Source organism: Polaromonas sp. Polasp52 (assembly GCF_059491565.1).
On the sequence record NZ_CP168513.1, the window covers coordinates 1,309,293 to 1,336,177 of the forward strand.

The 26,885-nt window shown below is 64.2% G+C and carries 20 protein-coding genes; 3 read left to right on the forward strand and 17 right to left on the reverse strand.

The window, feature by feature from the left end; genetic code table 11:
• Window positions 1-11: 11 nt before the first annotated feature.
• The 12 genes from ACEN9P_RS06225 to ACEN9P_RS06280 form a co-directional block, all read right to left on the reverse strand.
• A complete protein-coding gene (locus tag ACEN9P_RS06225) occupies window positions 12-4,763 on the reverse strand; it encodes a glutamate synthase-related protein (protein WP_495621406.1) in 4,752 nt (1,583 codons plus the stop codon).
• 237 nt (window positions 4,764-5,000) lie between these two features.
• Window positions 5,001-5,711: a transposase gene (locus ACEN9P_RS06230; protein ID WP_477661047.1), complete on the reverse strand. Its 711-nt coding sequence runs from the start codon at window positions 5,709-5,711 to the stop codon at window positions 5,001-5,003.
• Window positions 5,712-5,810: 99 nt separating this feature from the next.
• Window positions 5,811-6,959: an ABC transporter substrate-binding protein gene (locus ACEN9P_RS06235; protein WP_477661046.1), complete on the reverse strand. Its 1,149-nt coding sequence runs from the start codon at window positions 6,957-6,959 to the stop codon at window positions 5,811-5,813.
• Window positions 6,960-7,177: 218 nt separating this feature from the next.
• Window positions 7,178-8,401 carry an MFS transporter gene (locus tag ACEN9P_RS06240; protein WP_495621407.1) on the reverse strand — a complete coding sequence of 408 codons (1,224 nt, stop codon included), beginning with the start codon at window positions 8,399-8,401 and terminating at the stop codon, window positions 7,178-7,180.
• Between the two features lie 24 nt (window positions 8,402-8,425).
• A complete protein-coding gene (locus tag ACEN9P_RS06245; protein WP_495621408.1) occupies window positions 8,426-9,625 on the reverse strand; it encodes a deoxyguanosinetriphosphate triphosphohydrolase in 1,200 nt (399 codons plus the stop codon).
• 19 nt (window positions 9,626-9,644) lie between these two features.
• Window positions 9,645-10,760 carry a 3-dehydroquinate synthase gene (aroB, locus tag ACEN9P_RS06250; RefSeq protein WP_495621409.1) on the reverse strand — a complete coding sequence of 372 codons (1,116 nt, stop codon included), beginning with the start codon at window positions 10,758-10,760 and terminating at the stop codon, window positions 9,645-9,647.
• Window positions 10,761-10,828: 68 nt separating this feature from the next.
• Window positions 10,829-11,353, reverse strand: coding sequence for a shikimate kinase (locus tag ACEN9P_RS06255; RefSeq protein WP_477661042.1), 525 nt, complete (start codon window positions 11,351-11,353; stop codon window positions 10,829-10,831).
• 168 nt (window positions 11,354-11,521) lie between these two features.
• On the reverse strand, window positions 11,522-13,645 hold the full coding sequence (locus ACEN9P_RS06260) for a type IV pilus secretin PilQ (RefSeq protein ID WP_477661041.1): 2,124 nt from the start codon (window positions 13,643-13,645) through the stop codon (window positions 11,522-11,524).
• The gene (locus ACEN9P_RS06265) at window positions 13,642-14,193 is read right to left on the reverse strand and encodes a pilus assembly protein PilP (protein ID WP_477661040.1); all 552 of its coding nucleotides are present in this window, start codon (window positions 14,191-14,193) and stop codon (window positions 13,642-13,644) included. The genes ACEN9P_RS06260 and ACEN9P_RS06265 overlap by 4 nt, the downstream gene beginning before the upstream one ends.
• Window positions 14,190-14,858 (reverse strand): type IV pilus inner membrane component PilO, encoded by a 669-nt coding sequence (locus ACEN9P_RS06270; RefSeq protein ID WP_495621410.1) that lies wholly within the window; start codon window positions 14,856-14,858, stop codon window positions 14,190-14,192. The genes ACEN9P_RS06265 and ACEN9P_RS06270 overlap by 4 nt, the downstream gene beginning before the upstream one ends.
• 16 nt (window positions 14,859-14,874) lie before the next feature.
• Entirely contained in the window at window positions 14,875-15,519 is a 645-nt protein-coding gene (locus tag ACEN9P_RS06275; RefSeq protein ID WP_495621411.1) for a PilN domain-containing protein, read from the reverse strand.
• Window positions 15,516-16,595 carry a pilus assembly protein PilM gene (locus ACEN9P_RS06280; protein ID WP_477661037.1) on the reverse strand — a complete coding sequence of 360 codons (1,080 nt, stop codon included), beginning with the start codon at window positions 16,593-16,595 and terminating at the stop codon, window positions 15,516-15,518. Before ACEN9P_RS06280 ends, ACEN9P_RS06275 begins: the two co-directional genes overlap by 4 nt.
• A gap of 268 nt (window positions 16,596-16,863) precedes the next feature.
• On the opposite strand from ACEN9P_RS06280, the gene ACEN9P_RS06285 reads away from it, so the two are divergent.
• A complete protein-coding gene (locus tag ACEN9P_RS06285; RefSeq protein WP_495621412.1) occupies window positions 16,864-19,293 on the forward strand; it encodes a penicillin-binding protein 1A in 2,430 nt (809 codons plus the stop codon).
• A gap of 75 nt (window positions 19,294-19,368) precedes the next feature.
• Here ACEN9P_RS06285 and cyaY read toward each other — a convergent pair whose 3' ends face one another.
• The gene (gene cyaY, locus ACEN9P_RS06290) at window positions 19,369-19,704 is read right to left on the reverse strand and encodes an iron donor protein CyaY (protein ID WP_495621413.1); all 336 of its coding nucleotides are present in this window, start codon (window positions 19,702-19,704) and stop codon (window positions 19,369-19,371) included.
• 12 nt (window positions 19,705-19,716) lie between these two features.
• Between cyaY and lptM the strand changes: the two genes are divergently transcribed.
• Both lptM and lysA read left to right on the forward strand, forming a co-directional pair.
• Entirely contained in the window at window positions 19,717-19,950 is a 234-nt protein-coding gene (lptM, locus tag ACEN9P_RS06295) for an LPS translocon maturation chaperone LptM (protein ID WP_495621414.1), read from the forward strand.
• A 163-nt stretch (window positions 19,951-20,113) separates the two neighbouring features.
• Window positions 20,114-21,400 (forward strand): diaminopimelate decarboxylase, encoded by a 1,287-nt coding sequence (gene lysA, locus ACEN9P_RS06300; RefSeq protein ID WP_477661033.1) that lies wholly within the window; start codon window positions 20,114-20,116, stop codon window positions 21,398-21,400.
• A 25-nt stretch (window positions 21,401-21,425) separates the two neighbouring features.
• On the opposite strand, the gene msrQ is transcribed toward lysA, so the two are convergent.
• From msrQ to ACEN9P_RS06320, 4 genes are all read right to left on the reverse strand, one after another.
• The gene (msrQ, locus tag ACEN9P_RS06305) at window positions 21,426-22,085 is read right to left on the reverse strand and encodes a protein-methionine-sulfoxide reductase heme-binding subunit MsrQ (protein WP_477661032.1); all 660 of its coding nucleotides are present in this window, start codon (window positions 22,083-22,085) and stop codon (window positions 21,426-21,428) included.
• Window positions 22,085-23,083 (reverse strand): protein-methionine-sulfoxide reductase catalytic subunit MsrP, encoded by a 999-nt coding sequence (msrP, locus tag ACEN9P_RS06310; protein WP_477661031.1) that lies wholly within the window; start codon window positions 23,081-23,083, stop codon window positions 22,085-22,087. Before msrP ends, msrQ begins: the two co-directional genes overlap by 1 nt.
• A 96-nt stretch (window positions 23,084-23,179) precedes the next feature.
• On the reverse strand, window positions 23,180-24,556 hold the full coding sequence (gene ccsB / locus ACEN9P_RS06315) for a c-type cytochrome biogenesis protein CcsB (protein WP_477661030.1): 1,377 nt from the start codon (window positions 24,554-24,556) through the stop codon (window positions 23,180-23,182).
• A complete protein-coding gene (locus ACEN9P_RS06320) occupies window positions 24,553-26,763 on the reverse strand; it encodes a cytochrome c biogenesis protein ResB (protein WP_495621415.1) in 2,211 nt (736 codons plus the stop codon). The genes ccsB and ACEN9P_RS06320 overlap by 4 nt, the downstream gene beginning before the upstream one ends.
• Between the last annotated feature and the right edge of the window lie 122 nt (window positions 26,764-26,885).

Consider the following 26,885-nt stretch of genomic DNA (forward strand, 5'->3'; position numbering starts at 1 on the left):
GGGTGGGCGGCCTACTTGGCGGCCACCGCTTCCTGGTTGGTGGCGACCTGGGCCCGGGTGGTTTCCGTCGCGGCCTCGAGCCGGCGCTCCTTGCGCTCGATCAGGGCCCGCTTGTACTCATTCGGGAAGACCTTGACGAACTTCAGGCGCGACTCGCTCCAGTTGTCCAGCAGTTCGCGCGCGCGCTTGCTGCCGGTCCAGCGGTTGTGGTCCTGCAGCAGGCGCTTGAGCAGTTCCTCATCGCTTTCGCCGGCGTGCCAGTCGGCCTTGTCGTGGGTGTGCTGTTCGGCCGTGGTGACGATGCGGTCCATGGAGACCATGGAGGTGTTGCAGCGCGTGGCGAAGAGACCATCTTCGTCGTATACATAGGCCACGCCGCCGCTCATGCCGGCGGCGAAGTTGCGGCCGGTCTTGCCCAGCACCGCGACGGTGCCGCCCGTCATGTATTCGCAGCCGTGGTCGCCCGTGCCTTCGACGACCGCCGTGGCGCCCGACAGGCGCACGGCAAAACGTTCGCCGGCCACGCCGCTGAAGAAGGCCTCGCCGGTGGTCGCGCCGTAGAGCACGGTGTTGCCGACGATGGTGTTCTTCACCGCGTCGCCGCGGAAGTCTATGCTGGGGCGCACCACGATGCGCCCGCCCGACAGGCCCTTGCCGGTGTAGTCGTTGGCGTCACCGATCAGGTACATGGTGATGCCCTTGGCCAGGAAGGCGCCGAAGGACTGGCCGCCCGTGCCTTCAAGCTGTATGCGCAGCGTGTCGTCAGGCAGGCCCTGCGGGTGGTGGCGCGTCAGCTCGCCCGACAGCATGGCACCCACGGTGCGGTTGACGTTGCGCGCGACTTCGATGAACTGGACTTTTTCGCCCTTTTCAATCGCGGCCTTGGATTTTTCGATCAGGCGCACGTCCAGCGCTTTTTCCAGCGCGTGGTCCTGCTCCATCACGTGCAGGCGCGGCACGTCGGCGGGCACATTGGGCTGGTAGAACAGGCGGCTGAAATCCAGGCCGCGGGCCTTCCAGTGTTCAATGCCTTTTTGCGTGTCCAGCAGGTCGGCGCGGCCGATCAGGTCGTCGAACTTGCGCACGCCGAGCTGCGCCATGAGCTGGCGCGCCTCTTCGGCGACGAAGAAGAAGTAATTGACGACATGCTCAGGCTTGCCGCTGAATTTCTGGCGCAGCACCGGGTCCTGCGTGGCCACGCCGACGGGGCAGGTGTTGAGGTGGCATTTGCGCATCATGATGCAGCCCTCCACCACCAGCGGCGCGGTGGCGAAGCCGAACTCGTCGGCGCCCAGCAGCGCGCCTATGATGACGTCGCGGCCGGTTTTCATCTGGCCGTCGGCCTGCACACGGATGCGGCCGCGCAGGCGGTTGAGCACCAGGGTCTGCTGGGTTTCGGCGAGACCAATTTCCCAGGGCGAGCCGGCATGCTTGATGGACGACCAGGGCGAAGCGCCCGTGCCGCCGTCATGGCCGGCGATCACCACGTGGTCGGACTTGGCCTTGGCCACGCCGGCCGCGATGGTGCCGACACCGACTTCGCTGACCAGCTTGACGCTGATGCTGGCGCGCGGGTTCACGTTCTTCAGGTCGTGGATCAGCTGGGCCAGGTCTTCGATCGAATAAATATCGTGGTGCGGCGGCGGCGAGATCAGGCCCACGCCCGGCACCGAGTAGCGCAGCTGGCCGATGTATTCGCTGACCTTGCCGCCGGGCAGCTGGCCGCCCTCGCCGGGCTTGGCGCCCTGCGCCATCTTGATCTGGATCTGGTCGGCCGACACCAGGTATTCGGCCGTGACGCCGAAGCGGCCCGAGGCGACCTGCTTGATGCGCGAGCGCAGCGAGTCGCCGTCCTGCAGCGGCAGGTCAACCTCGACCTGTTTCGGGCCGATCACGCTTTTCAGCGTCTCGCCTTTCTTGATCGGGATGCCCTTGAGCTCTTGCCGGTAACGGTTCGGGTCTTCACCGCCCTCGCCCGTGTTGCTCTTGCCGCCTATGCGGTTCATGGCCACGGCCAGGGTGGCGTGGGCCTCGGTGCTGATGGAGCCCAGCGACATGGCGCCGGTGGCAAAACGCTTGACGATGTCCTTGGCCGGCTCGACCTCGTCGATGGGAATCGCCTTGGACGGGTCGATCTTGAACTCGAACAGGCCGCGCAGCGTCATGTGGCGGCGGTTCTGGTCGTTGATCAGCTGGGCGTATTCCTTGTAGGTGTTCCAGTTGTTGGAGCGCGTGGAATGCTGCAGCTTGGCGATGGCGTCGGGCGTCCACATATGGTCTTCGCCGCGCACACGCCAGGCGTATTCACCGCCGGCATCCAGCATGTTGGCCAGCACCGGGTCGTTGCCGAAAGCGGCGCGGTGCATGCGCAGCGCTTCCTCGGCGATCTCGAAGACGCCCATGCCCTCGACCTGGCTGGCCGTGCCGGTGAAGAATTTGGCCACGGTGTCGCGGTTCAGGCCTATGGCCTCGAACAGCTGGGCGCCGCAGTAGCTCATATAGGTCGATACGCCCATCTTGGACATGATCTTGGACAGGCCTTTGCCGATGGCCTTGGTGTAGTTGTACACGGCCTTGTCGGTGCTGAGATCGCCCGGCAAGCCTTTGGACAGTTCGGCCAGGGTTTCCATGGCGAGGTAGGGGTGGACGGCCTCGGCGCCGTAGCCGGCCAGCACGGCGAAGTGGTGCACCTCGCGGGCTGAGCCGGTTTCCACCACCAGGCCGGCCGTGGTGCGCAGGCCCTCCTTGACCAGGTGCTGGTGGATGGCCGACAGGGCCAGCAGGGCCGGGATGGCGACCTGCGTGGCGCTGATGCCGCGGTCGCTGACGATCAGGATGTTTTTGCCGTCCTTGATCGCGTCAACCGCCTCGGCGCACAGCGAGGCCAGCTTGGCCTCCACGCCTTCGTGGCCCCAGGCCAGCGGGTAGGTGATGTCCAGCGTGTAGCTCTTGAACTTGCCCTGGGTGTGCGCCTCGATGTCGCGCAGCTTTTGCATGTCGGCCACGTTGAGCACCGGCTGGCTGACTTCCAGCCGCATGGGCGGGTTGACCTGGTTGATGTCCAGCAGGTTGGGCTTGGGGCCGATGAAGGACACCAGCGACATCACGATGGCTTCGCGTATCGGGTCGATAGGCGGGTTGGTCACCTGCGCGAACAGCTGCTTGAAGTAGTTGTAGAGCGGCTTGTCCTTGTTGGACAGCACGGCCAGCGGGCTGTCGTTGCCCATGGAGCCTGTGGCTTCCTCGCCGTTGGCGGCCATGGGGGACATCAGGAACTTGATGTCTTCCTGGGTGTAGCCGAAAGCCTGCTGGCGATCGAGCAGCGGAATGTCGGAGACAGGCGCGGCGGCCGCGGCGGGCTTGGCCGTTTTCGCGGTTTTGCCGGCCACGTCGTCGAGCTTGATGCGCAGGTTTTCAATCCACTGCTTGTAGGGCTTGCTGTGCGCCAGCGTGGCCTTGATTTCCTCGTCATCGACCATGCGCCCCTGTTCCAGGTCGATCAGGAACATCTTGCCGGGCTGAAGGCGCCATTTGCGCACGATCTTGTGCTCGGGGATGGGCAGCACGCCCGATTCCGAGGCCATGATGACCAGGTCGTCGTCGGTGACGCAGTAGCGCGAGGGGCGCAGGCCGTTGCGGTCCAGCGTGGCGCCTATCTGGCGGCCGTCGGTGAAGACGATGGAGGCCGGGCCGTCCCAGGGCTCCAGCATGGCGGCATGGTATTCATAAAAGGCCTTGCGGCGCTCGTCCATGGTGGTGTGCTGTTCCCAGGGTTCGGGAATCATCATCATCACGGCCTGGCTGATGGGATAGCCGGCCATCGTCAGCAGTTCCAGGCAGTTGTCGAAGGTGGCGGTGTCGGACTGGCTGGCAAAGCTGATCGGGTAGAGCTTTTGCAGGTCGGCGCCCAGCACCGGCGAGGACATCACGCCTTCGCGCGCCTTCATCCAGTTGTAGTTGCCCTTGACGGTGTTGATCTCGCCGTTGTGCGCGACATAACGGTAGGGGTGGGCCAGCGGCCACTCGGGGAAGGTGTTGGTGGAAAAACGCTGGTGCACCAGGCCCAGCGCCGAGACGCAGCGCGTGTCGGTCAGGTCGCGGTAGTAAGTGCCCACCTGGTCGGCCAGCAGCAGGCCTTTGTAGACCACCGTGCGGCTGGACATGCTGGGCACGTAATATTCTTTGCTGTGCGTCAGGCGCAGGTTCTGGATGGCCGCGCTGGCGGTCTTGCGGATCACGTAGAGCTTGCGTTCCAGCGCGTCCTGCACGATCACGTCGTTGCCGCGGCCGATAAAGATCTGCCGCAGGATGGGTTCTTTTTTGCGCACGGTGGGCGACATGGGCATGTCGCGGTTGACCGGCACGTCGCGCCAGCCCAGCAGCACCTGGCCCTCGGCCTTGACGGCGCGTTCCAGCGCCTGCTCGCAGGCCAGGCGGGAGGCGTGCTCCTTGGGCAAAAACACCATGCCGACGCCGTATTCGCCGGGCGGTGGCAGCTGCACGCCCTGCGCGGCCATTTCCTCACGGTACAAGGCGTCGGGCAACTGAATCAGGATGCCGGCGCCGTCGCCCATGAGCTTGTCTGCGCCCACTGCGCCCCGGTGGTCCAGGTTTTCGAGGATCTTGAGGCCTTGCTGGACGATGGCGTGGCTTTTATGCCCCTTGATGTGCGCCACGAAACCGACGCCGCAGGCATCGTGTTCGTTGGCTCCGGCGTACAAACCGTTTTCTTCAAAATGCTTGATTTCAGCAGCCGTGGTCATGGCAATTCCTCGTCGGGGGTGGGATGGGGGCGCTGAACGCGTCCTGTTGGAAAGGACCGCAACGCACCCATCCGCAGTTTCATGATTTTTCGCAGGGAATGGGGAGCATAGTGCAGTGCAACAACAATGCCAAGAAGTTTAAATAGGGTCAGATTCCAATTAAAAATCGATAAATTTAATCAACATTTAATTGGGGACATATTAAATTCAAGCGCAAAAAGCCATGAACGGCATGGCTCAAGCCGGTGGCAAGTCCTCTTTGGCGGCCATGGCCGGCCGACCTGCCTGATTTTTGGTCACACGGCGCTCGGTGCGCTTTTGCAGCTCGGCCAGGAATTCATCCCCACCCAGCGCCCAGCCGCTGAGGGCCGAGCGGGTCAGCAGCTCCTGCTGCTCCAGTGTGATGCCGGCGCGCACCAATGAGGCGTAGGCCGCCTCGCGGGCAAAGGGGGTGTTGCCCAGCGCCCAGACCAGGGGATGCGGCGTCAGCAGGCTGTCGACCCGCAAACCCGCATAGTGGCCGTGGCTGGACCACGGATAGTCCCTGGCCTCAGCCACCAGCCCCGCGCGAACCGGATTCAGGTCGATATAGGCCATGCAGGCCAGCAAATAGCGCTCGGCTTCGATCACGGTGGCGCGGTAACGCCCTTCCCAGAGGGTGCCGGAACGCCCCTGGCTGTCGTTGAAGTAGCGCACATAACGCCGTCCGGCAGCCTGCATCATCTGCGGCAGGCCGTCCGCCGTGCTGGGCGTGGCCAGCAGGTGGAAGTGGTTGTCCATCAGCACATAAGCATGCAGGGCCACGCCGAATTTGCGCGCGCTTTCATCGAGCAGCCGCAGCAGCATCTGGTGATCGGCGGCGCTAGAAAAGACGGCTTGCCGGTTATTGCCGCGCTGGATGATGTGATGGGGGAAACCGGGAAGCGTCAGACGAGGAAGGCGGGCCATGGGATGCAATACCTGGAGTTGGCACCATGATATTGGAATCCGACCCTAATTTTCCGCGACCCCCCTCGCCTCTTTGAAGAAGCATGGAGCCGCTGTTGCTCAGCGAACGACTTTGCCGTCAGGCGTGATGGTGACGAGGTCGATCGCACGCACCGATTCGTATTTCTTGGCCCGCAGGTTGACGCGAAAGCCGCCCACGTCATAGTCCGTCATGGCTTCAAAGGCTTTTTGCAGGCCGGCCCGGTCGGGCTTTCCGCTGCCTGCCGCGCTGCGGCGCACGCCCTCGGCAAAGGTCTTGGCGGCGATATAGCCTTCCACGCTTTCATAGCTGGGCGTCTGGTCGGTCTGGTTCAGCACATCAAGGTATTCCTTGATGATCGGCATGCCGGTGCTGCGCGGCGAGGGCACGACCTGGGAAATCACGACGCCGCCGATTTCCTTGCCCAGGGCGCTGAAAAGCGGGTCAATACCGACGACGGAAAAATTCAGGAATTGCCCGCCATAGCCGGCCTGGCGCATCTTGCGGATGAAGGCAGCCGATGAATTGAACAGGCTGACCTGGATAACCGCCTGGGGCTGCACCTTCATCAGGGAGGCCACGGCCGCGTCAACCTTGTCGCTGTTGACCGGCGACAGGGCGCTGCCGACGATGGCCGGCCGCTTCAGGTCGACCAGGGCCTGGTTGACGGCCGCCAGGCCGCCGCGCCCCATGGCATCGTCTTCGGCAAACACCGCGATGCGGTCCTGGTTCAGCGTCGCGCAGTGGCGCGCGATTTTGTAGGCTTCATCGGCCAGCGCGGGACGCACGTGGAACACATTGCTGAGCGAGGGATCATGCAGCGCGTCCGACGCGGCAAACGGCGCGAAGAACAGGGTGTTGGAAGCTTTTGCCGCGGCGAAGGCCGCGTCGCAGCTGGCGGTGCCGGTAAAACCGAAAAGCGCGTCCACGTCGTCGTCGATCAACTGCTTGGCGTTGCCGGCGGCCTTCGCCGGAACGTAGCCGTCATCGAGGGCTTTGACTTCGATCTTGTAACCGCCCGCGCCGTTTTTTGCGTTGATCGCGTCAAAATAAATCTTGGCGCCGTTGAGGTAGGCCAGGCCGATCTGGTCGGCGGCGCCGGTCAGCGGAACGGATTGCCCGACGACGATTTTTCGCCCGGCCCTGCCCTGCGCCCACAGCGCGGGGCTTGCCACCACGGCGCCTGCGGATACACCACCGAGAATTAACTGACGCCGATTGAAGCCCATGACAACACCTTTTGAGATACGAATAGCCAAAGCAGGTTTGATGCCCGCAACTGCAGCATGCGCTTACTGTTCCAAAAAAACGTCACAAAGTGTGCGCAAGTCCCAAGCGTAATCCGTGCGGGACCGAAAAGACAGCAGGAAAAATGCCGACACGTCATAAGCCTATGCGCCGCCCTTGCGGCTGCCGATGACGGCTTCGCCTGGTTTCGCGTCTCGAACTAGGGCCGGGGCGTGCGCAAAACCACCAAACGGTGCAGCCGTAGCGCCAGAACCAGGCCCAGAGCGGAGCTGGCCGCCGTGACCCAGCCCGTCCATTGCCAGCCCCCTGCTTCGGCCGCCACCCAGGCCACCAGCGGAGGCCCGGCGAACTGGCCCAGCGCCGACCACTGCTGCATCCAGCCCACCGTGGAGGACACGGTATCGGTGCTGGGCGCCAGCCGGATGGACAGGCTGAACAGGGTGGCGGGAACCAAGCCGCCCAGCATGGAAAAACCCAGGATCGCCGCGTATTGCAGCGCGGGCGGCACGCCCGAAAACGACAGCAAGGCGCCGCCCGCCATCGCCAGGAAACCCGCAGCCAGCAAGGCCAGCGGCGGCAGGCCGCGGCCCAGCAGCCGCCCGGCGGCGACGTTGCCGATGATGTTGACGGCCGCGGCCAGCGCCGTCAGCGGTCCGGCCCAGCCGCCAGCCACACCGGCCTGCGCATAGATGGACGGCAGGAAACCCACCACGGCGAGCCATTGCCCGGAATAGGTCGCAAAAGCCAGGGCCATAAGCCAGGCGGCGCGCGAGCGCAAGGTCGTCGCGATGAGCTGGCTGTTGTGCGGCCGGCCCACGGACGCAGCAGCCTCAGGCGGCTCCCCCGGCACACGCCACGCGAGCAGCAGGGCCAGCGCCGCGGCCAGCGCGGCCAGCAGCCACCACAAGATGCGCCAGCCCCACTGCGGGCCGGCCCATGCGATGACAAGAGGCCCGGCCAGCAAGGCCAGCGATGCCCCCAAAGGCATGTAGGCGCCCCACATGCCGAGCATGCCGCTCAACTTTTCCGGCGGCACCAGGCGGCGCACCAGGGCCGGCGCCGGCAGCACCACCCACAAAAACCCCAGGCCCTCCAGGACGCGTGTCGCCAGCAAGCCATGAACGCCGGGCGCCATGGCGCCCAGGGCGCTGGCCGATGCCAGCATCCAGAGGCCCGCCAGCATGCTGCGCTTGAGCCCCACGCGCTGCACGGCCAGCCCGGTCACCAGGCCCAGGGTCATGCCGGCCAGCTGGACGAGCGAGAGCAGGAAGCCGGCCTGCAGCAGCGAAACGCCGAGCACCTGGCCCAGCACGGGCAAGGCGGGCGGCAGCTTGCCCACATGCAGCGCGGCCACCACGCCGGCCGCGATCACGCACCAGGCGGCGCGCGTGCTGGCGGCGGTATCGGGCTTGGCCTCAGTCACGCGGCGCGAAGCAAAGGGGTGGGCTCAGGCAGCGAAGGCGGCCCGGCCCTTCAGGCGCTCATGCTCTTTGGCGGCAAAACGGTCGGTCATGCCGGCGATGTAGTCGGCCACGACCCGCTCGGGCTTGGCACCCGCGGCATGCGGCGCGTCGACGCCGTCAAAGCGTTCGCTGTGGGCCTGCGGCATCTGCGCCGGGTCGGCCATATAGGCCTCGAACAGCTCGCCGACCACCTGCTTGGCCGCCTGCGTGGTCTCCACCACCTTGGGGTGGCGGTAGAGGTTTTTCAGCAGGAAGCGCTTGAGCGACGCGGACTGCTGCGCCATCTCGGGCGTGAAGCAGACCAGCGCCGGCTGCTGGCGCACCTCGTCGGCACTCGCGGGCGCCGCCTTATGGATGGCCGCCCACGTCGCGTCCATCACGTTGTAGACCTGCGCGCTGAGCATGCGGCGTATGGTTTCAAACAGCAGCCGGCGCCCCTGCAGACCGGGATGGGCCAGCCGCGTCTCGCGGCAGTACTGGCTGAAGAGCTCCACGTCCTCGAGCTGCTCCAGCGTCAGCAGGCCCGAGCGCACACCGTCGTCGATGTCGTGCGCGTTGTAGGCGATCTCGTCGGCCAGGTTGGCGAGCTGCGCTTCCAGGCTGGGCTGCTGCCAGCGCGGGCCTTCGGCGGGCTGGTCCACAAAACGGCGCGCCACCCCGCCCGGCTCGCGCGACTCGATGCGCCGCGCATTGCGCTTTGAGCAATGCTTGAGGATGCCCTCGCGCGTCTCGAAGCTGAGGTTCAGGCCGTTGTAGGCCGGGTAGCGCTCTTCCAGCGCATCCACGACGCGCAGGCTTTGCAGGTTGTGCTCGAAGCCCGCGCTCTCGGGGTGGCCGGCCTTGAGGCAGGCGTTCAGGGCATCCTGGCCGGCGTGGCCGAAAGGCGTGTGGCCCAGGTCGTGCGCCAGCGCGATGGCTTCCACGAGGTCCTCGTTGAGCTGCAGCGTGCGGGCGATGGAGCGCCCCAGCTGCGCGACTTCCAGCGAGTGGGTCAGTCGGGTGCGAAACAGGTCGCCCTCGTGGTTGAGGAACACCTGGGTCTTGTAGACCAGGCGGCGAAAGGCTGTTGAATGCACGATGCGGTCGCGGTCGCGCTGGAAGTCGGAGCGCGTGGGCGCCACCGGCTCGGTGTAGCGGCGGCCGCGCGACAGCGCGGGATCACAGGCATAGGGCGCCAGGGTCATGGTTCACGCTCTCCAGGCGTTAAGCGCAGCACAGGTCTATCACTTCGCGCACCAGCGCGTCGGGCGCGCTGCGAAGCGCTGCTTTGCCCGGGCCGTCGATCACGATAAAGCGGATTTCGCCGGCCTCGGATTTTTTGTCGACACGCATCAGTTCCAGGTAGCGGCCCGCATTGTCCGCGGCCGACAGCACCGGCGCCTTGACCGGCAAGCCGGCACGCTGGATAAGCCGCGTCAGCCGCTCGACAAAGGGCATGTCGACCAGGCCCAGGCGAGCGGACAAGTGCGCGGCCATCACCATGCCGCAGCCCACGCCTTCGCCGTGCAGCCATTCGCCGTAACCGAGGCCGGATTCAATCGCGTGGCCGAAGGTATGGCCGAAATTCAGGATGGCCCGCAGGCCGGCCTCACGTTCGTCCTGCCCCACCACCCAGGCCTTGATCTCGCAGCTGCGCTTGATCGCGTGGGCCATGGCCGCGGGCTCCCTGGCCAGCAGGCCTTCAAGATTGGCCTCTATCCATTCCAGGAAGGCCATGTCGGCAATCGGGCCGTATTTGATGATTTCGGCCAGGCCCGCGCTGAGCTCGCGCGCGGGCAAGGTCTGCAGCGCATCGAGGTCGCAGACCACCAGCAGGGGCTGGTAGAAGGCGCCTATCATGTTCTTGCCCAGCGGGTGGTTGATCGCCGTCTTGCCGCCCACCGAGGAGTCCACTTGCGCCAGCAAGGTCGTGGGCACCTGCACAAAGGGCACGCCGCGCATATAGCTGGCCGCGGCAAAGCCGGTCATGTCACCCACCACGCCGCCGCCCAGCGCGAACATCACCGTCTTGCGGTCGCAGCCGTTCTCGAGCAAGGCGTCAAAAATCAGCTGCAGCGTAGGCCAGTCCTTATGGGCTTCGCCGTCGGGCAAGGTCACCAGCAGCACCTTGCCATAACGCTGGCGCAGCGCCTGGCTCAATTGCGCCGCATACAAGGGAGCCACCGTGGTGTTCGACACCACCAGCGCGGTGGCGGCTTTCGGGAGGTCCTGGTAAGTCAGCGCATTGCCGAGAAGGCTGTTGCCGATGGCGATCGGGTAACTGCGATCGCCCAGCTCGATCTGGACCCGCGCCGCCGCGGAAGGGGAATTTGCGTGCATAACTGCGAGTGTAGAGGCACTCGCCCGCCTTGGGTGCGGCGGCTTGCAAGGCAAAACGACGCAAGCGCTCAGGGCGCGGGCAGCAATCCCGCCAGCTCCAGCTGCATGAGGATCATGTTGACCAGGGTAGACACCGAGGGACGCCCGGTCTCGATGACGAAATGGGCGGTTTCCCGGTACAGGGGATCGCGGGCCGTGTAGAGGTCCCTGAGCCTGGCCAGCGGGTCGGCGACCTGGAGCAGGGGCCGGTTCTGGTCGTGCCGCAAGCGGCGAAACACTTCTTCGGGAATGGAATGCAGGTACACCACCTGCGCGCGCTCGCGAAGGTGCCGGCGGTTGGCGGGACGCAGCACGGTCCCGCCGCCGCTGGACAGCACGCAGGATTGGCCCTGGGTCAGCTCGTCGATGACCTGCTGCTCTATGTCGCGGAAGGCATTCTCGCCCTCGCGTTCGAAAAACTCCCGGATCGAGCAGCCGATGCGCTGCTCGATCACCTGGTCCGAATCAATGAAGCGCAGCCCCATCTTGCGGGCCAGGTGCCGGCCGACAGTGGACTTCCCCGAACCCGGCAGGCCCACGCAGGCGATTCTCAACGGGTTTGCATTCAATGGAGTCTGGAGGCGCTCGCCCCGGGATGCGTGAATAGAGACAGGGTGGAAAATGGGCCGGTTTCACAAACGCGACAGGCCCCAAAGGGCCCGCCGTTACCTGCATTTTCCCACCAAACCGGCCCCGCCTCGCGGCAGCCGGCTCCGCGGGGCTCAGCGCAGCGCTGAGCCGTTGGTCAGCATCTTGGGGGTGATGAACACCAGCAGTTCGGATTTCGTGGCCGAGCGCGTCTTCTGTTTGAAGAGATTGCCGACACCTGGCAGGTCGCCCAGGAAGGGAACCTTGGTCTCGTTGTCGCGGTCGTTCTGCTCAAAAATACCGCCTATCACCACGGTTCCGCCGTTTTCCACCAGCACCTGCGTCTGGATGTGCTTGGTGTCGATCGCAAAGCCGTTGGCCGTTTCGCGGCCCACGCTGTCCTTGTTCACGTCGACGTTCAGGATGATGTTGCCCTCGGGCGTGATCTGCGGCGTGACCTCGAGCTTCAGGTTGGCTTTGCGGAAGCTGATGGACGTGGCGCCGCTGGAAGTCGCCTGCTGGTAGGGGAGTTCCGTACCCTGTTCAATCAGCGCTTTGACCTGGTCGGCCGTGACAACCCTGGGGCTGGAGACGATCTTGGTCTTGCCGTCGGCTTCGGAAGCGGAAATCTCGAGGTTCAAGAATCGCGTTTTTGCGGCATTGAACAGGGAGACGGCAAAGGTCGCCGCAGAGAAACCGTTCTGGCCCACAGCCGGCAGGCTCAGGAACTCACCGGCGTTGGTGCCGGCCGTCGTCGCGCTGTAGGTGCCGCCGAATGCCGTGTTGGTGTTCTGGTTGAAGGGCTGGCCGCCCAGCCGCACGCCCAGCGACTTCCCGAAGGTATCCGAAGCCTCGACGATGCGCGCCTCGATCAGCACCTGGCGAACCGCCACGTCCAGCTTGGTGATCAGGGCCTGGACCGCCTCCAGCCTGGAGGGAATGTCGGTCACGAACAGCAGGTTGGTCCGGGGTTCGGCAATGACACTGCCGCGCTGGGACAGGATACGGGCACTGGCCGGGCCGCTGCCGCCAGCGGTGATCTGCGTCGCGAGATCCGCGGCCTTGGCGTAATTGATCTGGAAGGACTGGGTGCGGACAGGCTCCAGGCTCTGGATGGCATTGCGCGATTCCAGGTCGAGTTTGTCCTTGGCCGCCAGCTCGTCCTTGGGTGCAATCACCAGCACGTTGCCGTTTTTGCGCATGCCCAGGCCCTTGGACTGGAGAATGATGTCCAGCGCCTGGTCCCAAGGCACGTCCTTGAGCCTCAGCGTGACACTGCCCGTCACGGAATCGGAGGTGACGATGTTGAAGTTCGTGAAGTCGGCGATCACCTGCAACAGGGAGCGGATTTCAATGTTCTGGAAGTTCAGGGAAAGCTTCTCGCCGGTATAGCCCGGGCCCTGCGTCAATTTGGTCGGGTCGACCTTTTGGGGGCGGACTTCCAGCACAAACTGGTTGTCGCTCTGGTAAGCGCTGTGCTCCCAGGCGCCTTTGGGTTCCACCACCATCCGGACCTTGTCGCCGGTCTGGAAGGTCGTGACGGTTTGCACCGGCGTGCCGAAATCGCCAACGTCCAGCCGGCGGCGCAAGCCTTCGGGCAGGGTTGTCTTCAGGAACTCGACCACCAGGGTCTGGCCCTGCTGGCGTATGTCAACGCCCACCTCGTTGTTGGACAGGCCCACGACGATGCGGCCGGCGCTGTCGGTTCCACGGCGGAAGTCCACGTCCTTGAGCGGAAGGATGTCACGGTTGCGGCTTTCCGCAAATACCTGTGCCGGTGCGGCGGCCGCCGCCGCGCTGGCGGCAGTGGAATCCAGCGTGATCACCAGCGACTTGCCCTGGATATCAGCCTTGTAGGTCGACGGTGCCTTGAGGTTGAGTACCACGCGGGTCCGCTCGCCGGCCTGCACCACGTTCGCCGAACGCAGGTTTCCCAGGTTCATGTCCACCGCGGACCGTCCCATGCCATTGCTGACGCCGGGGAAGTCCAGGGCGATGCGGGCGGGCGACTGGATGGTGAAGCCGGTCGGAATGGCGGTCAGGGGCTCGGCCAGGTCTATGCGGATGATTTCGGAACTGCCCTGGACCGAACCGGTCACCGATTGAATCGAATTCTGGGCCTGTGCGGCCTGCGGCAGCGTTGCCACCATCAACGACAAGGCAATGCCGAACGAAGCGCCGCGCAACACACGTTCAAGCAAACGCTTCAGGCCGCCTCCCATACCTTCTGCCTCTAATGCCCATGTTTGCTTGTTCATTTTGATCCCTCTAATAGCTGTAAAGTCGCCGTCCGCTCAATCCATTCGCCCGCAGCGTCCTGCACGATCTCACGCAGGGAAAGGCTTGTTTCACCCACCTGCGTGATGCGGCCGTAGTTCTGCCCAAGGTAGTTGCCGACCCGGACCTGGTAAATCAGGTTGTCGACCTTGACCAGCGCCACCGGCTGGCCTACCTTGATCAGGCTTCCGACCATGAAGGTCGCGTCCAGGGGGTAGGCCTCCAGGGGTTCCTTGCGCCGGCTCAACTCCGGCGCGATCAGGCCCGCATTGGCCGTCGCCTGGTTGGCGTCGCGCTTGAGCGCCTGTGTCAATTTCTGGTTGCTGAAAGGCTCGGTGGAGCCTTCCTGGTTATAGGCCTGCGGCGAGAACTTGGTGGGTTCGGGCAGCGGATCGACCTTGGGCCGGGTGGCGTTGCGCTGCTCCGTCATCCATTGCTGCAACTCTTCCTGCTCGGACGAACCGCAACCGGCCAGGGCCAGCAGCGTCAACACCAAACTGCCTGTCAGCACATAGCGGTTAAGTCTCATTTTTTGGCTCCCGGGGCGCTCTTGCGCTGCAGGGCCACTTCCTCGGGATCGAGGTAGCGGAATGTTTTGGCCGTGGTGTCCATGACGAGGTTACCGTCCTTGGCAGGTACCAGACTCAGGTTGTTCAAAGTCACGATACGGGAGAGATTGGCGATGTCCGCGGCAAAAGCGCCAATATCGTGGTAACGGCCCGTGACGCGCACCGCGATGGGCAATTCGGCGTAGTACTCCTTGACACTCACCTGCCCCGGCCGGAACAGCTCGAACTGCAGGCTGCGGCCCAGGCCCGCCTGGTTGATGTCGGACAGCAAGGCATCCATTTCAGCCTTGCTGGGCAGTTGCTTTTCCAGCTGGGTCACATACTGCTGCACCTGTTCGCGCTGCTTTTTCAGTGCTTCAAGATTCACCGCCTGCACCAGCTTCTTCTTGTAGTCTTCCCTGAGCTGGACTTCCTTGGCCTGCTCGGCCGTCAGTTCCTCGTCAGAGGAGCTCAACCAGACAAACCACAGCGCGACCACCACAAGGACCGTGACGCCGACGCAGAGGAGATAGCGCGGCAACGCCGGCCATGAAGGCGGGTCATTGGGATCAAGCCCGGAGAACTGCGCCTTCAGGCTGTTTTGGATCGCCGAGAAATCGACGGAGATTTTTGGAGTTTTTGCCATGATCGTTCAACCTGCTTCAGGCCTTGGCCGGGATCGCCGCGGCCGCCGGTGCGGCGCCAGGCACCGAGCCGGCCGGCGCGGAACCGGGCGCCTTGGGCGCGTTGGCGCGCTTGAGCCCGACACGCATGGAGAAATTGGACACACGCCGCACGTCGCGCGGGGTCAGCGCCACCGTGCTGGCGGTGATTTCAACCAGTTCCGGCCGGGTCAGCCAGGGGCTGTTGTTGGCCAGGTTGCGCAGCAGTTCGGAAACCCGCTCGTTGGACTGGGCCACGCCGGTGATGAACACCGTCTGGTTGTCCTGCTTCATGCTGTTGATGTACACGCCGTCAGGCAGCTGCTTGACCAGCTCGCTGAGCAGGTAGACCGGCAGGTTGCGATTGCCTTGCAGGTCTTCCACCGCGTTCTGGCGCGCCCTCAGGGCGGCGATTTCCGCCTGCAAGGTGGAAATTTCCTTGATCTGGTTTTCCAGGCGCGTGATCTCGGTTTTCAGGAAGTTGTTCTTGCTGCGCTGGCTTTCGATCTGGGCCAGGTACCAGGAGTACACGGCGCCGCAAATCAGGCCGCCGACCAGGGCAGCGACGCCAAGGGTTGCGAAAAAAGTTTCGCGCCTGCGCTTGCGCGCGGCTTCGCGGTGCGGGAGCAGATTGACCAGAATCACTGCAGGAACCTCCGCAAAGCCAGACCGCAGGAGGTCAGGTAAGACGATGCCTCGCGGCGCATTTTCTTCTCCCGCACGCCGTCGCCGAGTTCCATGCCCTCAAAGGGGTTGGCCAGGAGGCAGGCGAACGAGGTCTGCTGCGTGACGGAATCGGTCAGCCCGGGCAGGGCGGAGGAGCCACCGGCCAGCATGACGTAGTCCACCTTGTTGTGCGGGGTGCTGGTAAAGAAGAACTGCAGGGCGCGGCCGATTTCCTGGGCCATGCTTTCCACAAAGGGTTTCAGGACGCCGGAGCCGTAGTCTTCAGGCAAATCGCCGCTGCGCTTCTTGCTTTCGGCCTCTTCGGGCGAAAACCCGTACTGGCGCACGATCAGCTGCGTCAGCTGGGCGCCGCCGAAGGCCTGGTCGCGCTCGTACAGGACTTCGTCGTTCTTGATGACCTGCATGCTGGTGGTCAGGGCGCCGACCTCAAACAGGGCGACCATGGTGTCCACCCCCTTGTTAGGCAGGTTTTCGATCAGGCGGGCGGTTGCCAGGCGCGAGGCGTAGGACTCCACGTCGACCACGATGGGCTTGAGGCCCGCGGCTTCCGCCAGGCCTTCCCGGTCCTGGACCTTTTCCTTGCGCGAAGCGGCAATCAGCACCTCGACGTCGCCGGTGGAGGTGGCGCTGGGCCCCACCACGCAGAAGTCCAGGCTGACCTCGTCCAGGGAGAAGGGAATATATTGGTTGGCTTCGGACTCGACCTGGGTTTCGAGCTCGGCGTCCGTCATGCCTCCGGGGAGGATGATTTTTTTGGTGATGACCGCAGAAGCGGGCAGCGCCATGGCGACGTTTTTGGTGCGGGTTCCGCTCTTTTTGACCAGGCGGCGCACGGCGTCGGCGACTTCGTCGAATTTCTCGACGTTGCCGTCCGTGATCCAGCCGCGCTCCAGGGGCTCGATCGCGCAGCGATCCAGCACCAGGTTACCGGCCTTGTCACGGCTCAACTCCACCAGCTTGACGCTGGACGAACTGATATCCAAACCCAGCAAAGCGGGTTGTTGGCGGTTGAATAACGATCCCAGAGAGATCAAGGCAGTCCCCAAATGACGGCTAATATGTAGCCCTGCATACTTAAGAAATCACTTGAATAGTAGCAGTAAGCTCTTTGTGCAGTAAGGATTTTTCCTGTTCTGCGCATCCAGAACGTTGTCAAAAGCCGACGCTTGTAACTGAGTGCAAGCTCGTCGGCGGGGCCAAAACGATGTCTGCAAACGTAAAAGTGTGACGCTTCGCAAGCAGCCCGATATCCCCCGGTTTCCAGGATTTTTATAATAGTGACGCGACTTTACGATTGCCTACATGCCCTCCACGCCCACCTCTCCTGATTCAAACTCCGGCCCGGCCAAACCAAGCTCCTCCGGCAAGTCCTGGCTGCCGCGCTGGCTGGTCAAGTTCCTGTTGTGGAGCACGGGCCTGTTGCTGGCAGGCGTCGTCAGCGTCCTGCTGTTCGTGGCCGTGGCCCTGTCGGTCGCCTACCCCAACCTGCCCGATATTTCGGACCTGGTGGACTACCGGCCCAAGCTGCCGCTGCGCGTTTATTCCGCCGACGGCGTGGTGATCGGCGAGTTCGGCGAGGAACGGCGCAGCCTGACCCCCATCCAGGACATCCCCCAGGTCATGAAGGACGCCGTGCTGGCCATCGAGGACGCGCGCTTTTTCTCCCACGGCGGCGTCGACTACCTGGGCGTGATCCGCGCCGGCTTTGCCAATGTGGGCCGCGCCAAGAGCCAGGGCGCGTCCACCATCACCATGCAGGTGGCCCGCAATGTCTACCTCTCGGCGGAAAAAAGCTACACCCGCAAGATTTATGAAATCCTGCTGACCTTCAAGCTGGAGCACATGCTGAGCAAGGACCAGATCCTTGAGATCTATATGAACCAGATCTTCCTGGGCAACCGGGCTTACGGTTTTGCCGCGGCCTCGGAGGCCTATTTCGGCAAGCCGCTCAAGAACATCTCCATTTCCGAAGCGGCCATGCTGGCCGGCCTGCCCAAGGCGCCGTCGGCCTACAACCCCATCATCAACCCCAAGCGCGCCCGGGCGCGCCAGCTCTACATCATCGAGCGCATGGAGGAAAACGGCTTCATCACGGCCGAGCAGGCCAAAGCCGCCAAGGAAGAGCCCCTGAAGGTCAGGACCGGGCCCGACGCCGGCCGGGTGCATGCCGAGTACGTGGCCGAGACGGTGCGCCAGCTGGTCTACAACCAGTACGGCGACGAAACCTACACCCGCGGCCTGAACGTCTACACCACGCTGCGCGCCACCGACCAGACCGTGGCCTACAAGGCGCTGCGCAAAGGCATCATGGATTACGAACGCCGCCAGATCTACCGCGGCCCCGAGAAATTCATAGACCTGCCCGTCAATCCGCAGGAAACAGAGGATGCCATTGACGACGCGCTGACCGACAACCCCGACAACGGCGACGTGATGTCGGCCGTGGTGCTGGAGGCCAATCCCAAGCGCATCCTGGCCATGCGCCAGAACAGCGAAACCGTCGAAATCACCGGCGACGGCCTCAAACCCGCGCAGTCCGGCCTGGCCGAGAAGGCCGGCCCGAACATCAAGATACGCCGCGGCGCCCTGATCCGTGTGGCGAAAACGCCCAAAAACACCTGGGAAATCACCCAGCTGCCCGAGGTCGAGGGCGCATTCGTGGCGCTGGACCCGCGCGACGGCTCCATACGCGCGCTGGTGGGCGGCTTTGACTTCGAGAAAAACAAGTTCAACCACGTCACCCAGGCCTGGCGCCAGCCCGGCTCCAGCTTCAAGCCCTTTATCTACTCGGCCGCGCTGGAAAAAGGCTTCACCCCGGCCACCGTGGTCAACGATGCCCCCCTGTTCTTCGATGCCGGCGTGACCGGCGGCCAGCCCTGGGAGCCGAAAAACTACGACGGCACCTTCGACGGCCCCATGAGCCTGCGCACCGGCCTGAAGAAATCCAAGAACATGATTTCCATCCGCATCCTGCAGGCCATAGGCGCGCCCTACGCCCAGGACTGGATCACGCATTTCGGCTTTGAAGCGGAAAAACACCCAGCCTACCTGACCATGGCGCTGGGCGCCGGCTCGGTCACGCCCATGCAGATGGTGACCGCCTACTCCGTGTTCGCCAACGGCGGCTACCGCGTCAACCCCTATCTGGTCACCAAGATCACCGACCAGCGCGGCAAGGTCCTGCTGGAGACCAAGCCCCCCGCGCTGGACGAATCGGCCCGCGGCATAGACGCGCGCAATGCCTTCATCATGGACAGCCTGCTGCAGGAGGTCGCGCGCTCGGGCACGGCGGCCAGGGCGCAAGCCACGCTCAAGCGGCCCGACCTCTACGGCAAAACCGGCACGACCAACGACTCCATAGACACCTGGTTCGTGGGTTTCCAGCCCACGCTGGCGGCGGCGGTCTGGATGGGCTACGACACGCCCAAAAAGCTGGGCGACCGCGAAACCGGCGGCGGCCTGAGCCTGCCGATCTGGATCAATTACATGGAATACGCCCTCAAGGGGGTGCCGGTCGCCGAATACCCGCCGCCCGAAGGCGTCGTCAACGTGGGCAACGAGTGGTATTACAGCGAATACGCCCGGGGCTCGGGTGTCAGCACCGTGGGTGTCCAGCAGGACCCGGCGGCGGCCAACCCCGGCCAGGCGGCCAGCGCGCCGGGCGGCGGCGCGATCCAGGTCCTCCCGCCTTCGGACGAGAAAAAGCGCATCCTGGATCTGTTCAAGAACTGAGCAGGCAGCGCGACCCGCATGAAAAAACGGCCCTCACGGGGCCGTTTTTTTATTTCCGATGAAATTCCCGGAACCTCAGTCCTGTGCCCTGAACACCAGCGGCTGGCCGGCCTGCTCGCTGGCATAACGCGACAGATTGGCGAAGAACTCGCTGGAATCCTTGGTATCGGCCCAGCGCCCTTCCCTGTATTTATAGTGAAACCCGCCGGCCTTGGCCGCCATCCAGATTTCCTGCAGGGGCTTTTGCAGGTTGATCACGATCTGGCTGCGGTTGGAAAATGTCAGCGTGACCATGCCGCCGGTACGCTGGTTATCGATGTCCGCACTGGTTTCATCGTTGATCCGGTCGCAGGCCGCTTCCACCGCCTGAAGCGCGCGTTCGGCCAGATCCTGGTATTCAAGGTCCGTCATTACAATCCCGTCATGGTTTCTTCAGTTCAAATTTTAGGTCGCCGCCGCAATCCCGCCTTACGGTATGGCCTTGCCGCCATTGTGGCCGGCGCCGCCCTGCTGGCCGGTTGCGGCCAGAAAGGCCCGTTGTACCTCCCGGTGCCGCCCAAGGTTCCGGGTGCAGCCCGTCCTGTGCAGCCCCAGTCCGCCACCACGCTTCCCGAGGCGCCGGCCGCACCGGCCTTGCCGGCTTCCGCCGCCCGCTAAGCCACCCACCGGTAGTTGTCCGCCCGCGCCGCCAGGCTTCAGGCCGCCCCGGGCTTCAACCTTCAAATCCAAGGCGGCGGCTGAAATTCACCTTGAATCGGTCATGGCGCGCAGGCCGCGCCCTCCTTAAGATACCCCGAACCCCCACAGTCCACCCACTCCCATGACCCGTCCATCCCTCCCCGGCCATCCGCATTTCGCCTACCGCGAGGGCGAGCTCTTTGTCGAAAACCTCAGCCTGCGCGAGCTCGCCGCAGCGCACGGCACACCGCTCTTCGTGTATTCCAAGGCGGCCATGCTGTCGGCGCTGGCTGCCTACCAGCGCGGTTTTGCCGGCCGCGATGCGCAGATCTGCTACGCCATGAAGGCCAACTCCTCGCTGGGCGTGCTGCAGGTCTTCGCCCGCGCCGGCTGCGGCTTCGACATCGTCTCGGGCGGCGAACTGGACCGCGTGCTGGCCGCCGGCGGCGAGGCCGGCAAGATCATTTTTTCGGGCGTCGGCAAAACCCGCGCCGAGATGCGCCAGGCGCTGGCCGCCGGCATAGGCTGCTTCAATGTCGAGAGCGAGGCCGAACTGGACGTGCTGTCCGAGGTGGCGCTGGCCCAGGGCCTGCGCGCGCCCGTCAGCATACGCGTCAATCCCAATGTGGACCCCAAGACCCATCCCTATATTTCCACCGGCCTGAAAGACAACAAATTCGGCGTGGCGCATGAAGAGGCGCTGCGCATCTACCGGCATGCGGCTTCGCTCAAGGGCCTGCGCGTGGTCGGCATCGACTGCCACATCGGCTCGCAGATCACCGAGGCCACGCCCTACCTCGACGCCATGGACCGGGTGCTGGACCTGGTGGCCTCCATCGAAGCCGCCGGCATCCCGCTGGAACACATCGATTTCGGCGGCGGCCTGGGCATCAACTACAACAACGACACCCCGCCCGAGGCAGATACCTTGTGGCGGCAGTTGCTGGCCAGGCTCGACGCGCGCGGCTACGGCGGCAAAAAACTCATGATCGAACCCGGCCGTTCGCTGGTCGGCAATGCCGGCGTGTGCCTGACGCAGGTGCTGTACCTCAAGCCCGGCGAGCACAAAAACTTCTGCATCATCGACGCGGCCATGAACGACCTGCCGCGCCCCGCCATGTACCAGGCTTTCCACGCCATCGTCCCGCTATCGGCCGCCGCCCAAGGCGCACCCGAAATGACGTACGACGTGGTCGGGCCGGTCTGCGAAAGCGGCGACTGGATAGGCCGGGACCGCGCGCTCGCCGTGACGGCGGGCGACCCGCTGGCCGTGATGTCGGCCGGCGCCTACTGCATGAGCATGGCCAGCAACTACAACACGCGGGGCCGCGCGGCCGAGCTGCTGGTGGATGGCGACAAGGCACACCTGATACGCCGCCGCGAAAGCGTGCAAGACCAGATGCGGCAGGAACAGCTGGTGGCCGGCTGAAGGCCGGCGGCTAGAGCAGCTGTCGCTAGGACAGCTTGCCGCGCACGCCGTAGGCGGGCTGCGGCTTCTTTTTCCTGAGGAACTGCTGCACGCGCCAGCCCAGCAGTACCGCGATGATCGCGGCGTAGACAAACACCTCGGCGAAATTGTTCTTGCCCGCGCGCATCCAGAAGAAATGCAGCAGCCCCAGGCCGGCTATCAGGTAAACCAGCTTGTGCAGCCACTGCCAGCGCTTGGCACCCATGGCCTTGATGGCGGCGTTGAAAGACGTGGCCGCCAGCGGTGTCAGCAGCACAAAGGCCGAAAAGCCCACCAGGATGAAAGGCCGCTTGGCGATGTCCTTGGCGATGTCGGCAAAGTCAAAGCCCATGTCGAACCAGCTGTAGCTCAGCAGGTGAACGACGACATAGAAGTAGGCGAACAGCCCCAGCATGCGCCTGAAACGCGCCAGCGCCGGCGTGCCGCTGATGACCCGAAGCGGCGTGACCGCCAGGACGATGCAGATAAACCGCAGCGTCCAGTCGCCGGTGGCGCGTATCAGCGCTTCGGCCGGGTTGGCGCCCAGCTGGTTGGTAAAGGCGCCGTAGAACAGCCAGGCAAAAGGCAGCAGGCAGGCGACGAAGAGAATGGGTTTTGCGGCAGGATGCAGCAACCATTTTTGCCGCGATGCCAGCAGGGTGGCCATCAGAAATTCTTCTTGAGGTCCATGCCGGCATACAGCTGGCCCACCTGGGCTTCGTAGCCGTTGAACATGAGTGTTTTGCGCTTCTTGGCGAACAGGCCGTCTTCACCGATGCGGCGTTCGGTGGCCTGGCTCCAGCGCGGGTGATCCACGTCGGGGTTCACGTTCGAATAAAAGCCGTACTCCTGCGCCGCGGCCTTGTTCCAGGCCGTGCGCGGCTCCTTGTCGGTAAAGCGGATCTTGACGATGCTTTTGCCGCTCTTGAAACCGTACTTCCAGGGCAGCACCATGCGCACCGGCGCGCCGTTCTGGTTGGGCAGCACTTCACCGTACATGCCGAAGGCCAGCAGCGCCAGCGGGTGCATGGCTTCATCCATGCGCAGGGCTTCCACATAAGGCCAGTCGAGCACGCGCGAGCCCACAAAAGGCATGGTCTTGGGATCGGCCAGGGTGATGAACTCGACGTATTTGGCGCTGCCCAGGGGCTCGACCTTCTTGATCAGCTCGGACAACGAATAGCCGACCCAGGGAATCACCATGGACCAGCCCTCGACGCAGCGCAGGCGGTAAATACGCTCTTCCTGCGGGGCCAGCTTGATGAGGTCTTCCAGCGTGAAGGTCTTGGGCTGCTTGACCAGGCCTTCGACGGCCACCGACCAGGGTTTGGTCACCAGCGTGTGGGCGTTTCGGGCCGGGTCGGCCTTGTCGGTGCCGAACTCGTAGTAATTGTTGTAGCTGGAGGCGTCCTTGTAGTCGGTGATTTTTTCCAGGGTCACCGCGCCGGCCACCGCCGACTTGCCGCCGGGCAAGGCCGCGAGCTTGCCGGGTTTTTGCACCGTCTGCGCCATCGCCTGGCGCCCCGCCCAGCTGGCCATGGCCGCACCCGCGGCGCCCGTGGCCATGAGCTTGATCAGGTCGCGGCGGCCGTGGTAAATGCCCTGCGGCGTGATCTCGCTGGGAACAGGGTGGTCGAAGCCGCTGGCGTGGGTTTTGATGAGCATGGAGCGTCCTTGATAGATCCGTTATGGCTTAGTCTGAATACGCGTCAGGTTCTTACACGGATTCAGCTACGGGCTTCTACAAAGACTCCTCGCCGGCTACAAGGTTCCGTAGCTGTGCAGGCCCGAGAGGAACATATTGACGCCCAGGAAGGCAAACGAGGTGACCGCCAGCCCCACCAGGGCCCACCAGGCGGCAACCGTGCCGCGCAAGCCCTTCATGAGCCGCATGTGCAGCCAGGCCGCGTAGTTGAGCCACACAATCAGCGCCCAGGTTTCCTTGGGGTCCCAGCTCCAGTAGCCGCCCCAGGCCTCGGCGGCCCACAGGGCACCCAGCACCGTGGCGATGGTGAAGAAGGCAAAGCCGACGGCAATCGCCTTGTACATCACGTCGTCCAGAATCTCAAAGCTGGGCAGGCGCGCGGCGATGCGCTTGCGGCCCAGCAGGATGCCGGCGGCGATCAGCCCCGACACCGCCAGGTAACCAACCCAGTAGTAGCTGCCGCCCACTTCGGCCGGCGACTTGCTGCGAAACACGATGGGCACAAAACACAGCACGACACCCAGCAGCCACAGCGGCGTAAGCCGGTACCACTGCTTTTCGTCGGCCTGCTGCTTGATCAGGTAAGACAGCGACACCATGGCGGCCAGCGAGAACATGCCGTAGCCGATGAAGTTGGCCGGCACATGCAGCTTCATCCACCAGCTTTTGAGGGCGGGCACCAGCGGCTGGATTTCATGGGCTTCGCGCACCACGGTGTACCAGAGCAGAAAGCCGACCGCGGCGCTGACCACCAGCATCACGAACGCGCCCAGCGCGCGCGTGTTGTACTGCGACTCAAAGTAGAGGTAGAAGGCCGCCGTCATCCAGCAAAACAGCACGAAGACTTCATACAGGTTGCTCACGGGAATGTGCCCGACGTCGGCACCGATCAGGTAGCTCTCATACCAGCGCACCAGCGTGCCGATCAGCGCCATGCCGACGGCCACCCAGGCGATTTTGGAACCCAGCGACTCCAGCGTGCCGCTTTGGCCTTTGGCGAACATCCCCAGCCAGTAAAAAATCGTGCTCATGAAAAACAGCACGCTCATCCACAGGATGGCCGACTGGCTGGAGAGGAAGTACTTGAGCCAGAACACCTGGTCGGCCCGCGCGAGATCGCCCTGGTAGGACGCAATGCCCAGCAGGGCGAAAGCGCTCACCACCACCATGAGCACCCGCAGCGGCCGCCAGAACCAGCCCATCGCGACGGCCGCCGGAATGGCCGCCAGCAGGATGCCTTTTTCGTAGACGTCCATGAACGCGCCGTAGCGCGCGAAGGCGTAGAGAAAACCGCCGGCAACCAGCGCGGCGAACACCCAGTCCAGCACATTGCGCCGGGCGAAATAGCCTTCGTTGAGGCTGAGCGTGTTGTCGCCGCCGGCCTTCAGCGTGGTGGTGTTCACCGCCGTGGTGTTGATGGTGGAGGTATTCATTGGGGAGCCTGCAACAGTTTCGTTTTCAACATCTCGAACTCCTTGTCGCCATCCATCGTTTTGCGGTTGGTGGACAAGGCCATGGTGGCCTGGCTGCTTACAGCTGATTCTGGCACTGAACCCACGCCATTGCCACCCTCGACCTGGGCACCGTCTTTGCCGCCCGGCGCCAGCCAGACCCAGACGCGGCGTTCGCGCACGTAGAGCATGGCGAACACGCCCAGGATGAGCAAGGCGCAGCCCAGGTAGACAATGGTTTTGCCCGGCGCGCGCGCCACCTGGAACACGCTGGCCTGGACCTGGGTGAAATCCTTGAGCTCAAAAGCCATGGGCGCGGGATAGAAATGAGCGTCCGACAGGCTCAGCACCATCTGTGACATGAAACCCAGGGTTTTTTCGTCCTGCGCCATGGGCTTGAGCCCGGCCTGCTCGCGCGTCATCTGGGTCAGCTCGAACAGCGCGCCGTTGAGGATGCGCACCAGGACCTCGCCGGCGCGGTTGCGCTCGGCTTCGGGCACGTTGGCTTCCATGAAATCGGAAATCGCCTGCAGGCCGGCCGTGGTTTTTCCATTGCCGTTGACGACATCGGGGCCGCTGCCGGCGAACAACGCCAGCGCACGCGAGGCCGAGGCCGCAAGCTGCTGCGCCAGTTCGGGCCGGTCGCGGCCTATGGCCTGGCTGGCATAACGCTTGACGGCCAGCTCGCGCTGGGCCGGGTTGGCCAGTGCGGCGCGCAGGCGCAAGAAGGTGTCCATGCCGCCTTCGGCATCGACCGGAATGCGCAGGTACTGGAAGGGGGCCGAGGGCGTCTCGCGCACGCCCAGCAGGTAGACCGCCGGGCTGTTTTCGCCGGGGTCGGTCTTGACCGGCAGCATGTAATTGTGGAACTCGCGGGCCTGTCCGGCGGCGTCGCGCAGCTTGTAGCTCACGCTGGGCCCGACGTTGCGCAGCTCTTTTTGCGTGACCGTCTTGTTGGCCGCGCCCAGCCGCGAATCGATGGCCTGGTGCAGGTCGACCTTGCGCACGTCGGCGCCCGAGCCGGCCATGCTGCCGCCCGAGGCGAAGTTTTCGACGTTGATGACGCGCAGCGCGGTGTACTCGAGCGTCAGCTTTTCGGCGCCCTCGCCCTGGCCGTTGCTCAGGCTGCTGGTGCCGCCTATCGTGCCCTGGATTTCAAACGGCTTGGTGGCCGCCGCCATGGGAATGGCCTTGAGCGTGACGCTGGAGCCGCCGTCGTCAAAACTCGACTGGTAAATCTCGATGCCGCGATGGCGCGCCGGGTGGTTGACTTCCACGCGCGCCGGAATCTTCTCGCCGGTTTCCTTGTCGTGGATGATGATGTCGCTGGCGAACAGCTTGGGCATGCCGGTCGAGTAGTACTCGACGATGAATTTTTTCAGCTCGATGGAAAACGGCAGCTCCTGCAGCAGCACGCCGCCGGGCTGGTTCAGGATGGCGGTGCCGGACTGCGTGCCCTCGGCCACCAGCAGGTTGGCGCGAAAGGTCGGGTTGCTGTCGCTCAGGCGGTATTTCGCCGGCACGTCGGCGATCAGGCCGCCGCCGGTGTAGATGGACTTTCCGTTGAGCCACATCTGCGCGCGCACGATCATGTCGCCGTCCAGCAGGCCGCCCACGCACACCAGCACGATGGCGCTGTGCGCCGCGATGTAGCCCAGCTTGTTGGCCGCGCCCTTCTTGGCGGCCACCATCCAGCCACCGCCTTCGGGCGTCTGGCGCTGCTGCAGCTTGACCTTCCAGCCGCTTTGCACCAGCGTCTGGCCGATGCGGCGCGCGGCGGCTTCGGGCGCTTCGGCCAGCGCGGCTTCGGCGCGGTGGCCGAAGGCCTTGAGGCTTTGCTCGCGGACGTTCTCCTTGAGCTGGCTCAGGTCCGCCAGGATTTTGGGCGTGTTGCGCGCGATGCACAGCGAGGTGGAAATGACCAGAAAGGCCAGGATCAGCAAAAACCACCAGGCGCTGTAGACGGTGTTCAGGCTCAGCAGGCTGAAGGCCTGGGCCCAGAACGGACCGAACTGGTTCACGTAGTTGCCCAGCGGCTCCGCCTGCTTGAGCACCGTGCCGATGATGGACGCGATGCAGATCACCGTCAGCAGCGAAATGGAAAACCGCATGGACGACAACAGTTCCACCGACGCCCGCAAGCTGCGGGAGCCCCAATTGACCTTCAAACCCTGGGTGGAAACTGTCATGCTTTAAGTGGAACCGGATCGGCTGGCGGCAGCCGGCAAGGGAAAAAGAAAAAGGCGGGCCTTCATCAGAAAGACCCGCCTTGGTGTGATTGGTTTTAGCGGCTTGGGTTCAATACTGCAGT